Source organism: Pseudomonas endophytica, from assembly GCF_001411475.1.
Lineage (GTDB): Bacteria > Pseudomonadota > Gammaproteobacteria > Pseudomonadales > Pseudomonadaceae > Aquipseudomonas > Aquipseudomonas endophytica.
On sequence record NZ_LLWH01000220.1, the window covers coordinates 56,576 to 70,490 of the forward strand.

General features: G+C 57.0%; 10 protein-coding genes. 4 read left to right on the plus strand and 6 right to left on the minus strand.

The window, feature by feature from the left end:
* The first annotated feature begins 70 nt into the window (after positions 1–70).
* The 3 genes from AQS70_RS20995 to AQS70_RS21005 are packed head-to-tail and all read left to right on the plus strand — an operon-like array spanning position 71 to position 5,537.
* On the plus strand, positions 71–1,315 hold the full coding sequence (locus tag AQS70_RS20995) for an exonuclease SbcCD subunit D C-terminal domain-containing protein (RefSeq protein ID WP_055104657.1): 1,245 nt from the start codon (positions 71–73) through the stop codon (positions 1,313–1,315).
* Positions 1,312–4,953, plus strand: coding sequence for an AAA family ATPase (locus tag AQS70_RS21000; RefSeq protein ID WP_055104658.1), 3,642 nt, complete (start codon positions 1,312–1,314; stop codon positions 4,951–4,953). The genes AQS70_RS20995 and AQS70_RS21000 overlap by 4 nt, the downstream gene beginning before the upstream one ends.
* Positions 4,950–5,537: a glutathione S-transferase gene (locus tag AQS70_RS21005; RefSeq protein ID WP_055104659.1), complete on the plus strand. Its 588-nt coding sequence runs from the start codon at positions 4,950–4,952 to the stop codon at positions 5,535–5,537. Before AQS70_RS21000 ends, AQS70_RS21005 begins: the two co-directional genes overlap by 4 nt.
* Before the next feature lie 169 nt (positions 5,538–5,706).
* On the opposite strand, the gene AQS70_RS21010 is transcribed toward AQS70_RS21005, so the two are convergent.
* From AQS70_RS21010 to AQS70_RS21035, 6 genes are all read right to left on the minus strand, one after another.
* Entirely contained in the window at positions 5,707–6,879 is a 1,173-nt protein-coding gene (locus AQS70_RS21010; RefSeq protein ID WP_055104660.1) for a lactonase family protein, read from the minus strand.
* Positions 6,869–7,168, minus strand: coding sequence for a DUF5629 family protein (locus AQS70_RS21015; protein ID WP_055104661.1), 300 nt, complete (start codon positions 7,166–7,168; stop codon positions 6,869–6,871). Before AQS70_RS21015 ends, AQS70_RS21010 begins: the two co-directional genes overlap by 11 nt.
* Positions 7,169–7,231: 63 nt before the next feature.
* A complete protein-coding gene (locus tag AQS70_RS21020; protein WP_055104686.1) occupies positions 7,232–8,197 on the minus strand; it encodes a 2-hydroxyacid dehydrogenase in 966 nt (321 codons plus the stop codon).
* A gap of 20 nt (positions 8,198–8,217) precedes the next feature.
* A complete protein-coding gene (locus AQS70_RS21025; protein ID WP_055104662.1) occupies positions 8,218–9,522 on the minus strand; it encodes an MFS transporter in 1,305 nt (434 codons plus the stop codon).
* A 94-nt stretch (positions 9,523–9,616) separates the two neighbouring features.
* Complete coding sequence (gene araD1 / locus AQS70_RS21030) at positions 9,617–10,609, minus strand: AraD1 family protein (protein ID WP_055104663.1); 993 nt, start codon at positions 10,607–10,609, stop codon at positions 9,617–9,619.
* Positions 10,610–10,635: 26 nt separating this feature from the next.
* A complete protein-coding gene (locus tag AQS70_RS21035; protein WP_055104664.1) occupies positions 10,636–11,958 on the minus strand; it encodes an MFS transporter in 1,323 nt (440 codons plus the stop codon).
* Between the two features lie 189 nt (positions 11,959–12,147).
* Here AQS70_RS21035 and AQS70_RS21040 point away from each other — a divergent pair, with 189 nt between their 5' ends.
* Positions 12,148–13,884: an IlvD/Edd family dehydratase gene (locus AQS70_RS21040; protein ID WP_055104665.1), complete on the plus strand. Its 1,737-nt coding sequence runs from the start codon at positions 12,148–12,150 to the stop codon at positions 13,882–13,884.
* Positions 13,885–13,915 lie beyond the last annotated feature (31 nt).

A 13,915-nucleotide genomic window follows, 5' to 3' on the forward strand; every position in this document is an offset into this window, starting at 1 on the left:
TTTGATCTTTTAAAGATCGCAGCCTTCGGCAGCTCCTACACGGCATTACCCTTTTCGAACGGATTTTGTTATGCGCCTGTTTCACACCTCCGACTGGCACTTGGGGCAAAACCTCCATGGCCAGGAACGCGACTTCGAACATGCTTGCTTTTTGAGCTGGCTGCTCACCCAACTGGCCACTGTACAACCCGATGTACTGCTGATTGCCGGTGATATTTTTGACACCGTCAACCCACCGGTCAAAGCCCAAGAACGGCTCTACGACTTCATCGTCAGCGCCCATGAACTGCAACCTAAACTGACCATCGTGATGATCGCCGGCAACCACGACTCCGGTTCACGGATCGAGCTGCCTGCGCCCCTGATGCGTCGTTTACGCACCCACGCGCTGGGCCGGGTGTTGTGGCTCGATGACGGCCAACTGGATGCCGAACGCCTGTTAATCCCGCTGCCCGACGCCAGCGGCGAAATCGCCGCATGGTGCTTGGCACTGCCGTTCTTGCGCCCCGCCGAAGTCACTGGCGCCCACTTGGGGGATGACTACCTGCGGGGTATTGGGCAGGTTCACGAATGGCTGATCGAAGCTGCCAACGCCAAACGCACGCCTGGGCAGGCATTAATTGCCATCAGCCACGCGCACATGGCGGGCGGCTCAGTCTCAGAAGACTCCGAACGTAGCTTGATTATCGGTAACGCCGAAGCGCTGCCCGCCAGCTTATTCGGCCCTAGCATCAGCTATGTGGCGCTGGGTCATCTACACAAGCCCCAACGGGTCAATAGCGAAGAGCGTATTCGCTATTGCGGCTCGCCCATCCCGTTGTCGTTTTCAGAGATCCGCTACCCGCATCAGATTCTCGATGTCACACTCGACGGCGAAACTCTGGTCAGCGTCGAAACACGCTTAATCCCCCGAGCGGTCAACCTGCAACGCATCGGCCCCGCGCCGCTGGCAGACATTCTTAGGCAATTGGCCGACCTGCCAGACATTGACCTGTTGGCCGACACCCAGCGGCAACCATGGCTCGAAATACGAATCAAGCTGGATGAGCCGCAGCCTGACTTGCGCCAACAAATTGAAAGCGTCTTGCAAGGCAAAGCGGTGCGTTTAGTGCGCATCAGCGCCGAATACGCGGGCAACGGCAGCCGCAGAGTAGATGACGACACTGCACGGTTAATCGAACTCGACCAACTGACGCCCCAAGAGCTGTTCAGCCGCGCGTGGAAGGACAACTACGGCAGCGACGCCTGCGAGCAAACCCTCAAAGATTTTGCCGTGCTGCTGCAAGACGTTCAGATGGAAGGTGAACAGCCATGAAAATTCTCGCCATCCGCCTAAAAAACTTGGCCTCACTGGCCGGTCCTTTTGAGCTAGATTTCACCGCGGAGCCTTTGGCCAGTGCTGGATTATTTGCCATCACCGGCCCCACAGGCGCCGGTAAAAGCACCTTGCTTGATGCACTGTGCCTGGCCTTATTTGGCGCTGTACCACGTCTGAGCAACACCGGCCGCGACGCCAAAGTCCCGGACGCCGATGGCGAAATCGGCACAGGTGACCCGCGTACCCTGCTGCGCCGAGGCACTGGCGAAGGCTACGCCGAGGTTGATTTTATGGGCATTGATGGCCGTCGCTATCGCGCCCGCTGGGAAGCCAACCGCGCCCGCGAAAAGGCCAATGGCAAGCTGCAAGCCAGTCGTCAAAGCCTACGCGACTTGGACAGCGATCAACTACTGGCCAGTCAGAAAGGCGATTACAAGCAGCAGTTGGAATCCCGCCTGGGCCTCAACTTTGAACAGTTCACCCGGGCCGTGATGCTGGCACAGAGCGAATTCAGCGCCTTTTTAAAGGCCGATGACAACGAACGCAGTGAACTGCTAGAAAAGCTCACCGATACCGCGCTGTACACCCGCCTCGGCAAGCGGGCTTTTGACAAGGCTAAAGAAGCTCGCGACGCCCACAAGCAACTGCATGATCAGGCGCTCGGCGTTACACCGCTCGAACCCCAAGCCCGCGCTGAACTGGACCACCGTTTTAGTGAAGCGCAACAGCAGCTTAAAATCCAAAACGCTCAGCTCAAGCAGCTTGAAGCACAACATACTTGGCTCAAAACCCTGAGTGACCTGCAAAGCCAGCAACACAGTGCTGCCGAACAACTTCAGCAGGCAAACAGCCAGTGGAATAACCAAGCAGAGCAACGCCAGACCCTCGAGGTATTGGAGCAATTAGCGCCCCAGCGCCATCAGTTCATTCGTGTGGCAGAGCTTGAGGTGCAACTGAGTCCGCTGGCGACGCTCATCGCAGAGCAGTTGCAACAGCAAACCGAACTGGAGCAGCATCAAAAGCAACTCGAACTCGCTCTACACACTGCGCAAGAGGCTGCCAGCCTGGCGCAGTCCGATCAGCGAGATAGCGCACCGCAGTTGCAAAAAGCCCATCTTGAGCAAGCCAACCTCAGTCGATTGACTCAAACCCTTCAAGCACAACAAACCCTCAAACAACAAGTTGAGGAGGCCTGTGCAGAAGGTCAAAAAGGCTTAAACGCCCTGCTCGAGCGACAGCAGCAAAGCACAGAACGTTTGGCTCAGATCGCCGCACAACTAGAGCACAGTACCGAGCTTGCACCGCTGACCAATGCCTGGGACGGCTATCGTCGTGGGCTTGCGCAGTTAGTACGCCTGAGTACGACCCTGAACAAAGGCCGCGAAGAGTTACCCGCTCTGGAACAACGCGCCCGCGAGGCAACCCAGCAGCTCACCGAATTGCGCAGCAGTCTGGAGATTTTGTTTGAAGAGGCCGATGCCGAACCACAAGCCATCAACGAGCAAATCCAGACCCTCGGCAGCCTGTTAGCTGACTACCGCCAGCAACAACGGGCCTTTGAAGATTTACAGCGCTTGTGCAGCAGCCAGTCGGCGTTGCAAGCACGCTTAGACGCCTTGCAACTCAAGTTGCAAACCCTGCACGCCGATCGCGAGCAACTGGTCGATCAAGGCACCCGCACCAAGAAAGAATTCGAGGCCGCCGAGCAAGCCTTGCGCGTCACTCAGCAACTGCTAGAACGCCAGCGTCTGGCCCGCAGCGCGAGCGTAGAAGAGCTGCGCGCACAACTGCAAGACGACCAACCCTGCCCCGTCTGCGGCAGCCATGAGCATCCGTATCACCAGCCCGAGGCGTTGCTGCAGAGCCTGTCGCGGTTTGACGAGCAAGAAGAAGCCAACGCTCGTGCGACCGTCGACGCACTTAAAGAAACACTGATTCAGTTGCGTGAAAAGGTCGGTGGCGTCAACGCACAACACCGCGAGCTCTTGCAGCAACATCAACAGATCATCGACGAACAACAGGCACTCGCCCCAAGCCTAGAGGCGCATGCGCAGTATTCACAATGGCACGCACAAGACCCGGCCGAACGTGACGCTTGGCTGACTAAGCGCTTAAGCCAACTGCAACACAGCATCCATCAGGACGAACAGCGGCAAAGCATATTGCTGGCTCTGCAAAAAGAAGCCGCCACGTTGCAACAGCAACTCCAACGCGGCACCGAAGCCAGTCAGCAAGCGAGCCTGCAACTCAGCGAGCAGCAACAACACCTCAAGGCAGATACCCTGCGTTTTGATGAGGAACTGGCTGGGTTCACCAGCCTGCTACCTGAAACCACCGTGGCGGCGCTGCGCGAGAATCCTTCTGCCAGCTTTATGGCACTTGATCAGCAAGTGACCCATCGGCTGGAGCAATTGGATCAGCAGCGTGATGAACAGTCTGAACAGACCGAACGCGCCAGCCGCATCGAACGTGAACAGTACCAGCAAGCCACTCAAACCGAACAACGCGAAACCCTGCAGCGCAGCGTGGCCGAATTGCTCGACCAGCAGCACACAGCTGAGCAAGCGCTCAAGCAATTGCTCGGTGAACACCACAGTGTCGAACACTGGCAGCAACAACTCGAACAGGCCGTTGAGCAGGCTCGCCACGCCCAAACCCAAGCCAGCGAAGCCTTGCAAACAACCGCCAACCAACGGGTAAAACTGGCCGCCGAGCTGAAGGCGCAGCAAGAGCGGCTGCACGCGCTGCAACATGAACACGCAGCCTTAAGCGCCCAAGTCGAGCAGTGGCGCGCCCAGCACACCGCGCTCGACACGGCCCGGCTGCAACAATTGATCAACTTCGACGACTCGCACATCCGCGACCTGCGTCAGCAGTTGCAGGCCAGTGAAAAAGCCGTAGCGCAAGCCCGCGTCCTACTGCAAGAGCGCGAGCAACGCCTCAGCCAGCATCAGGCTCAGGCCAATGGCAACCTCGACGCCGTTGCACTTGATCAAGCACTGAGTGGGCTGAACGTCTTAATTCTGGCCAGCGAGCAGCAGGCGGCAGAATTGCGGGCACAACAGGCTGAGGACCAGCGCCGCAAAGACGCCAATCAAGCGCTAGCACAACGCATCGCTCAGGCGTATGACGAATGGCAGCGTTGGGCGCGCTTGAGCGACCTAATTGGCTCGGGCACGGGCGACAAATTCCGCAAGATCGCTCAAGCCTATAACCTCGATTTATTGGTACATCACGCCAACGTTCAACTGCGCCAACTGGTTAAGCGCTATCGCCTCAAGCGCGGCGGCAGCATGCTCGGGTTATTGGTGATGGACATTGAAATGGGTGATGAACTGCGCTCAGTCCACTCACTGTCTGGTGGGGAAACGTTCTTGGTATCGTTGGCTCTGGCCTTGGGCCTGGCGTCGATGGCTTCAAGTACCTTGAGAATTGAGTCGCTGTTTATCGACGAAGGCTTTGGTAGCCTTGATCCTGAGTCTTTGCAGTTGGCAATGGACGCACTTGATGGGCTGCAAGCCCAAGGGCGCAAGGTTGGAGTAATTTCCCACGTGCAGGAAATGCATGAGCGCATCCCGGTACAAATCCAAGTAAGACGCCAAGGTAATGGTTTGAGCACGTTGGAGGTCAAATGATCGGTCACGTGCTGTATTCCTTCCGCCGTTGCCCGTATGCCATGCGCGCGCGTATGGCGCTGCGTTACAGCGGCGTGGCGTTGTCGATCATTGAAGTCAGCCTAAAAGCCAAACCTGCCGAGATGCTGGCACTCTCGCCCAAAGGCACCGTGCCGGTGCTGGCCTGTGCTGATGGGCAGGTTATTGAACAAAGCCTGGAGATCATGCTCTGGGCGTTGGCTCAGCATGACCCGGACCACTGGCTTGGGCCAGACAGTAGCGCGTTGATCGAAGAAAACGACCAAGTCTTCAAGGGCAGTCTGGATCGTTACAAATACGCGATCCGCTACCCGGAGCACCCGATGGAGCATTATCGGGCGCAAGGCGCTGAATTTTTGCAGCGGCTGGAAGACAGACTCGAACAGACGCCCTATTTGGCTGGCGGCACATTGAGCTTGGCAGACGTGGCGCTCGCACCGTTTATACGCCAGTTCGCCCATGTGGATCGCCAATGGTTTACCGAAGCGCCCTACCCGCGGCTGAATGCTTGGTTGGAGCGCTTTTTAGCGTCCGAGCTGTTCACCTCAGTGATGCGCCCCGTGTAGCCGATGACGAAGGCTGCGATCTTTTGATGTTGCGCAAGAAGATCGCAGGCTGCGCCAGCGCCTACATAAATTGAGATGCACCCAACTTCCGTGCGCGACAGCGCGGCGTCTGGACGACAGGGAATCTCCTAAGGGTGAACAGCGCCGCAGATACCCACTGCGGCACGTGTTAGGGACGTTGGATGAACTTCACGTCCGAGGGCGCATCCATGGCCAGTTTTTGCAGGGTTTTGCCCAGCTTACCGGTGGCTGGATCACGCTCAAGCACCACGATTTCGTTACTCATCTGGTTGGCGATCAGCAGGAATTTGCCATTGGGGCTCAGGGTAAATTCACGCGGATGATCACCGTCTACCGAGCGCCGCTGGATCTCGTTCAGTTCACCATTCGCCGGGTCAATGGCAAACACCAGAATCTCGTTAGCTTTGCCGCGATTACTCACGTACAGAAATTTGCCATCGGCTGAGGCATGCAAGGCACCGGCGGCTCGGTTCTGCGCAGGCATGCCACGAGCCAAGTCCACAGTCTGACGCTGTTTGAGCTGACCGTTGTCATAGTCAAACACAAACACTTGAGCACTCATTTCAGTGGTCAGGTACGCGTGCTTGCCATCGTTGGAGAACAGCAAGTGACGCGGCCCGCTACCCGGTGGCAATTCAATTGCCTCGGGCGTGGAGGCAACTAGGGGATGTTCAGGGTTGGTAGCAGGGTCGTAGCGGTAAACAAAGACTTTGTCTGCCCCCAGGTCACTGGCGAAGACAAACTTGCCGTCAGGTGAGGAAACCACCGAATGCACATGGGCAGACACCTGACGTTCAGGGTTCACCCGGCTCGGCTGATGGCTGCTCATTTGCGTCACGGGCTGCAACTGGCCATCGAAACTGATCGGCAGCACTGCCAAGCTGCCACCTGGATCGACGCCCACCCCGTAGTTGGCCACAAACAGGAACTTTTCATCACCACTGAGGCTGGAATGCGTCGGGTTTTCGCCCAACGTTTTAACCTGACTGAGCAGGCGCAACTCGTGGGTCGAGGGGTCAATCGAAAGACTGCTGACGCGCCCTACTACGTCAGACTGACCCTGGCCATTCTCATTCACCACAAACAGACGGCTCTGATCTTTAGACAAGGTCAGCCAGGACGGGTTGGCTGCCTTGAAAACCTGCAACGGCTCAGGAGTAATGCGCCCCTTCTGGCTGTCGAACTGCAGGCGGTAAATGCCTTGGCTTTTACCTTGAGTGTAAGAACCCACCAGCAGTTCAGGGTCGCGCTCAGGCGCTGCGCTGGCCGACATCGCCCCCACACTTGAGGCCATCAGCAAGGGCAACCATTTAAGCTTCATTCGCTACCTCATGTTCATCGTCTTCGTTGCTTGCGGACCAAGCTTTTACGCAAATCAACCGGTGTTCGCCCGAGTCGCCAGTTAGCGTCCAGCTTTGCAACGGTTCGTCAAACACCGCAGCATCTACCTGTTGCAGCGTAAAGCTCCAGCGCTTGTTCGCCCGACCGTCCATGGCCTGAATGAGGAGCGTGTCGTCATCCACAGAAAACTCAAAAGCATGCAACCCGTCGATTTCCAGCATATCGCTGGTTTCAAGGGCTGCGCGCAAGGTCTGGTTTGAATCGCTCATTAATCAATCACCTGTTAGAAAGGCGCAATGATAGGTCAAACCTGCACGCAGGTTAAGGCAGGCTTAGATCACTCGGTCAGGCGGCACTTGGCCGTTAAGCGCGCACTGCAGATTATGGGCTGCGGTGCGCGCCATTAAGGCTCTGGCTTCGACGGTTGCCGAGCCGATATGAGGCAAGGCGGATAACCGGCTCAAGCGCAGCAGAGGCGAATCTGCGGGTAAAGGCTCTTGGGCAAATACGTCAAGCCCGGCAGCGCGAATCCCGCCGCGTTGTAACACCTCAATCAACGCAGTCTCATCCACCACTGGCCCGCGGGACACGTTAAGGAAAATGCTGTGCGGCCCCATCTTGGCAAACTCGCGGGCGCCGATCAGCTGTCGAGTGTTGTCCGAGAGCGGCACGCACACACAAATAAAGTCGGCTTGCGCCAACAATTGATCTAACTCAAGCCTTTGCGCGCCCAACTCCTGCTCTAACGCCGGTTTATTCGATTGCCCGCTGTAAACGATGGACATACCAAAGCCAAAATGACCTCGCCGAGCGATAGCCGCCCCAATGCGCCCCAAACCGATGATGCCCAGGCGTTTGCCGTGAACATCGGTGCCAAACATCGACTCGGGGATATTTTTTTCCAACCATTGGCCCCGACGCACCCAATCCGCCATTTCCAGTGCGCGACGGGCCGTCATCATCAACAACAGGAACGCCGTGTCGGCGGTAGTTTCCGTGACCGCATCCGGGGTGTTCGTCAGACCTATGCCGCGCTCGCGCAAATACGCCAGGTCGTAGTTGTCATAACCGGCCGAGACGCTGGCGATCACTTTAAGGCGCGGCGCACGCTCCAGCAGCTTTCGGTCCAGCTTAAGGCTCGCGCCCAGCATGGCGTCGGCTTCAGCCAGAGCAGCCATAAAGCGTTGCTCATCCGCACCCAGCGGGTCCAGGCAATAGGTCACGTGATAGAGGTTATTAAGTTCAGCCAGCACGTGCTCTGAAGACACCCGACTGAAAATAAGCAGATTAGGCTTCATGTTCGCTCCCATTAAACGGCTCATTGATTAACCCGGTAGTAACGGGCAGGAATCCCCCAGATCACCAGCATCGTGGCCAACACACAGACGCCACTCAACACGTAAAGCGCTGGGGTGGCGCTGCCGCTCAGGTCTTTAATACGGCCCACCATAAAGGGCGCGATGACACCGCCCAGTTGGCCCAGCGAGTTGATCAGCGCAATCCCGGCAGCAGCCGCTAAGCCAGTGAGAAAGCGCGGAGGGATCGTCCAGAAAATCGGCATCCAGGCGATGATGCCGGTCATGATCATGCTCATGCCCACCATCAATGGCAGTAACTGGCCTGGGAACCAGGCGCACAGTAGATAGCCCGCGGCGGTCAGCAAGGCGCAACCGGCCATGTGCCAACGGCGCTCGGCACGTTTGTCGGAGCTGTAACCGATCATTAGATTGCCTGCGGCGGCGATCAGATAGGGAATCATGGTCAACAGGCCAATATCGAATGTGTCAGCCACGCCTGCGCTTTTGATCAGTTGCGGCATCCAAAACAGCAGCCCAGTCAACGCCATGACCAAACACAGATAAATCACCGACATCACGTAAGTGGTGGGCAGTTTCCAGACATCGGCAAAAGAGCTGGAAGACTCAGGTTTCGGCTCGCTGGCCATGCGCTCCAGCATCACCTTTTTCTCATCGGCCGATAACCAGTGTGCGTCTTCAATCTTGTCACTGAGCAGCCACAGCACCACAAACCCCAACACCACCGAAGGCAAACCTTCCAACAGGAACAGCCACTTCCACCCAGCCAGCCCGTAAACCCCGTCAAAGTGACCGAGGATAAAACCAGCTAATGGCCCGCCGACAATCCCGCACAGGCAGATAGAGCTTTTGAAATAAGCATTCACTCGCGCCCGGCGATTGCCCGGATACCACTGCGTGAAGTAATACAGCACCCCCGGAACAAACCCGGCTTCCATCACACCGATGAGGAAACGCAAGGTGTAGAACCAGAATTCGTTGTGCACAAACATCATGCACGCCGACGTAATGCCCCAAGTCACCATGATGCGGGCGATCCAGACGCGGGCACCGATCTTATGCAGCAGTACATTGCTCGGCACCTCGAACAGGAAGTAGCCGACGAAAAACAAGCTAGCCCCTAGCCCATATACGGTTTCGCTAAACCCTAGATCACTTTGCATCTGCAATTTAGCGAAGCTGATATTGACCCGGTCTAGGTAGGCAAACAGAAAGCACACAATAAACAGCGGGATAATCCGCCAGTTCACTTTGCGGTACAGCGCATCGTCCAGTGATTGCGTGGTCGATAGAGTTTCAGCAGTCATGGCGCACCTGTGATTATTTTTTTAAGGTGTTGCAAAGCGCCTAGATACCAGCATTTCCAGGCGTCAATCGCTGCGGGTGATCCAAGTTGTCGGTTTACAGCGTGCCCATAGCGCCGGGCTTGAACACCGCATCTACCGGCTCAATGCCGTTGATCAGAGGCGCGCCGAACTCCGTTTGGCTAATTTCAAAAAAGTCGCCTGGCTGTGTGCGGATACCGGCGGCAAACGATAGGGTGGCGGTGCCGAAAAAGTGGATGTGCACATCGCCGGGGCGTAAAAATTGGCGGTACTTGAAGTGGTGGTATTCGAGGTTTTCCACGCTGTGGCACATGTTCTCTTCGCCACTGAGAAATTCGTTTTCCCACAATACTTGGCCGTCACGGATGATCCGGCTGCTGCCCGCCAAATGTTGCGGCAACTCGCCCACGCGCAACTCAGGCCCAAACGAGCAACTGCGCAGTTTGGAATGCGCCAGGTACAGGTAGTTCTTGCGCTCCATCACATGGTCGGAGAACTCGTTACCCACCGCAAAGCCCAAGCGGTAGGGCTTGGCGTCGTGACCGATCACATAAAGGCCGCCGATTTCTGGCTCTTCACCCGCATCTTCGGCAAACGGCGGTAACGGGAACGCCGCACCAGGACGCACCACCGTGCTGCCATCGCCTTTGTAGAACCATTCCGGTTGCACCCCTGCATGCCCGCTATTCGGTTTACCGCCCTCCACGCCCCATTTGAAGATTCGCATGGTGTCGGTCAACGCGGCCTCATCACCGGCCTGTTGATGCATTTTGTCCCGCGCCGAGGCGCTTCCCAAATGGGTCAGACCCGTGCCGCTAATCAGCATGTGCGCCGGGTCTGGATGATCCAGTGGCGGCAGGATTCGCAATTCGCTAAGCAGTGCTGGGTAGTCATGGGTGTCCCCCAGACCGTGTGCCTGTACTTGCTGCGCCAGGTCGGTGGCCGCCTCGATTGCCGCCAGCGCCAAATCGCGCACGCTGGTTGCGCCCTGCACTTCGCGCACCTGATCGGCCGTCACGACACCGACGCGTCGCTCACCGTTGTTCAATTCAAACTGTACTAAACGCATAGTCATTCTCTCTCTGGGTATTCGATTCAGGAGTGGCGAGCCGAGCGGGCGCTGGCTGCATATTCGTTAGGGTTGAGTGCGTATTTACGCTCAAGCAGGTGGTAAACCACCCAGGTCAGGCACAACCCGAAGACCATCACCCCCGAGAGGAAATACAACCCGGAGGCCAAGTTGCCGGTGTATTCCTTGAGGGCGCCGATCGCGAACGGGCCGAGATAACCGCCAAGGTTGCCCACTGAGTTGATTAGAGCAATGCCGGCTGCGGCGCTGGCACCGGCAAAAAATCGGCCGGGCAACGTCCAGAAAATAGCGGTGCAGGAGAATAACGAGAAAGCCACCAAACACAGCGCCGCCAGTTGCAGCACCGGTATCGTCGACCAAGCACTGGCAAATAAGCCGATAGCACCCAGCACATACAGCACGGCCAGATGGCCATAACGGTCATTCAGGCGGTCGGAACTGCGCGGAATAATCAGCAAACCGAGAATGCCGAAAATGTACGGCACCGACGACACAAAACCGGTGGTCAAGTCGCTGCCGCCAAACTGTTTGATTAAGGTCGGCAACCACAAGCCCAAACCGTAAATGCTCAAGGTCACGGGCAGGTAGAACAACGCTAACAGTAAGACCCGCTTGTCTTTCAAGGCATGCAGCGGATTGCCGTGGCGGGTCTGCCCATAGGCTTGCAAGTCCTTTTCCAGCTCACCGACCAGCCAGTCTTTCTCGCGTTGGTCCATCCAGTTGACCTGCTGCGGGCCGTCCGGCAAATAGCGCAGAACCGGCCAGGTCAACAGCAACGCGGGCATTCCGATCACGATAAACAGCCATTGCCAGCCATGCAGGCCCAGCACACCTTCCATGCCCAGCAAACCACCGGACACGGGGCCGGTGATCATCATGGCAATCGGTTGCGAGAGGATAAACAAGCCTAAGATCTTGCCGCGGTGGCGCACCGGGAACCACTGGGTGATGTAGTACAGCACCCCAGGGAAGAACCCCGCTTCAGCCACACCCAGTAAAAAGCGCATCACATAGAAGCTGTGCGGCCCTTGCACAAAGGCCATACCAATGGTGATTGCGCCCCACGTCAGCATGATCCTGGCGAACCAGCGTCGAGCGCCAAAGCGCTCCAGCATCAGGTTGCTAGGGATCTCCATCAGGAAATAGCCGATAAAAAACAGCCCCGCCCCCAAACCATAGGCGGCATCGCCAATGCCGATATCCGCGCCCATGTGCAACTTGGCAAAGCCCACGGCAGAGCGGTCTACGTAGGCGATGAGGTAGAGCAGGATCAGAAAGGGAATCAGTTTGAGCGTGATACGACGAATAAGCCTGAGTTCTTGGCTCATGAGATCGGTCTCCCATTGTTTTTGTTATGCACCTTTGGAGTGGCCTCGGGTGCATAAGCACCTGGATCAGCTCTCAGTCGACCGGACTATATAGTAATACTATTCACGCAACAACTCTTCCAATAAGGCATAAATGGCGCTAATTTAGCAGCATCTAAATCAATTAGTCATACAATAAGAGAAGCAGCCATGTCTGATAAAAACCCTCCTCTACGTTCCGCCCAATGGTTTGGCAGCGCTGATAAAAATGGCTTTATGTACCGCAGTTGGATGAAGAACCAAGGCATCGCTGACCATCAGTTCCAAGGCAAACCGATCATTGGCATTTGTAATACGTGGTCTGAGCTGACTCCGTGCAATGCCCATTTCCGCACCATCGCTGAGCATGTAAAGCGCGGAGTGATTGAAGCGGGCGGCTTCCCGGTGGAGTTCCCAGTGTTCTCAAACGGTGAATCGAACTTGCGTCCGACTGCCATGCTCACCCGTAACTTGGCGAGCATGGACGTTGAGGAAGCCATTCGAGGCAACCCGATTGACGGCGTTGTGCTGCTGACAGGCTGCGATAAAACCACCCCCGCTCTGCTGATGGGCGCTGCCAGTTGCGACGTGCCCGCCATCGTGGTGACCGGCGGACCGATGCTCAATGGCAAGCACAAAGGCAAAGACATCGGCGCTGGCACCATCGTCTGGCAAATGCACGAGTCGTATAAGGCGGGCACTATCAGCCTTGATGAGTTCCTGTCGGCTGAAGCGGGCATGTCGCGCTCGGCCGGCACCTGCAACACCATGGGCACGGCATCGACCATGGCGTGCATGGCCGAAGCGTTAGGCACCTCGCTGCCGCACAATGCGGCGATTCCGGCAGTCGATTCGCGCCGCTATGTGTTGGCCCACATGTCTGGGATGCGTGCAGTACAGATGGTGCGTGAAGACTTGCGCCTGTCTAAAGTGCTGACCAAAGAAGCCTTCGAGAATGCGATCCGGGTGAATGCGGCCATCGGCGGTTCGACCAACGCGGTGATCCACTTAAAAGCCATTGCTGGCCGCATCGGCGTCGATTTGGAATTGGACGACTGGACCCGTATCGGCCGTGCTACCCCGACGCTGGTTGACTTGCAGCCTTCAGGCCGATTTTTGATGGAAGAGTTCTACTACGCGGGCGGCCTGCCTGCAGTGTTGCGTCGTATGGGCGAAAACAACCTCATCCCGCACCCAGATGCTCTGACGGTCAATGGCAACAGTCTGTGGGAAAACGTCAAAAATTCACCTATTTATGGCGATGACGAAGTGATCCGCGCCATTGACAACCCGCTGGTGGCCGACGGCGGTATCTGTGTACTGCGCGGTAACTTGGCACCACTCGGTGCGGTACTCAAACCCTCGGCCGCCACCCCGGCCCTGATGAAGCACCGTGGGCAAGCCGTGGTGTTTGAAAACTTTGACATGTACAAGGCGCGGATCAATGACCCGGAATTGGAGGTCACCGCCGACTCGATTCTGGTGATGAAAAACTGCGGGCCCAAAGGTTATCCGGGTATGGCCGAAGTCGGCAACATGGGCTTACCGGCCAAACTTCTGGCTCAGGGCGTGACGGACATGGTGCGAATTTCGGATGCTCGCATGAGCGGCACCGCTTATGGCACCGTGGTGTTGCACGTCGCCCCAGAAGCCGCCGCCGGTGGGCCATTGGCTGGTGTTCAAGAAGGCGATTGGATCGAGCTGGACTGCGCAAGCGGACGTTTGCATCTGGACATTTCGGACGCGGAATTGGCTGCGCGTCTGGCTGCCATTGAACCGCCACAACATCAGTTGATTGGCGGTTATCGTCAGCTCTACATCGACCATGTTATGCAGGCCGACCAAGGCTGCGACTTTGACTTCTTGGTCGGCTGTCGCGGTTCAGAAGTGCCCCGCCACTCACACTGATAACGTCAATAGCGGGGCTGCACCTTCAAAC

Excerpts from the sequence above, each read along its gene's own strand:
- AQS70_RS21040 (WP_055104665.1), top strand. The coding sequence starts at position 12,148 with ATGTCTGATAAAAACCCTCCTCTACGTTCCGCCCAATGGTTTGGCAGC.
- araD1 (WP_055104663.1), bottom strand. The coding sequence starts at position 10,609 with ATGCGTTTAGTACAGTTTGAATTGAACAACGGTGAGCGACGCGTCGGT.
- AQS70_RS21035 (WP_055104664.1), bottom strand. The coding sequence starts at position 11,958 with ATGAGCCAAGAACTCAGGCTTATTCGTCGTATCACGCTCAAACTGATT.
- AQS70_RS21010 (WP_055104660.1), bottom strand. The coding sequence starts at position 6,879 with ATGAAGCTTAAATGGTTGCCCTTGCTGATGGCCTCAAGTGTGGGGGCG.
- AQS70_RS21000 (WP_055104658.1), top strand. The coding sequence starts at position 1,312 with ATGAAAATTCTCGCCATCCGCCTAAAAAACTTGGCCTCACTGGCCGGT.
- AQS70_RS21015 (WP_055104661.1), bottom strand. The coding sequence starts at position 7,168 with ATGAGCGATTCAAACCAGACCTTGCGCGCAGCCCTTGAAACCAGCGAT.
- AQS70_RS21005 (WP_055104659.1), top strand. The coding sequence starts at position 4,950 with ATGATCGGTCACGTGCTGTATTCCTTCCGCCGTTGCCCGTATGCCATG.
- AQS70_RS21020 (WP_055104686.1), bottom strand. The coding sequence starts at position 8,197 with ATGAAGCCTAATCTGCTTATTTTCAGTCGGGTGTCTTCAGAGCACGTG.
- AQS70_RS20995 (WP_055104657.1), top strand. The coding sequence starts at position 71 with ATGCGCCTGTTTCACACCTCCGACTGGCACTTGGGGCAAAACCTCCAT.
- AQS70_RS21025 (WP_055104662.1), bottom strand. The coding sequence starts at position 9,522 with ATGACTGCTGAAACTCTATCGACCACGCAATCACTGGACGATGCGCTG.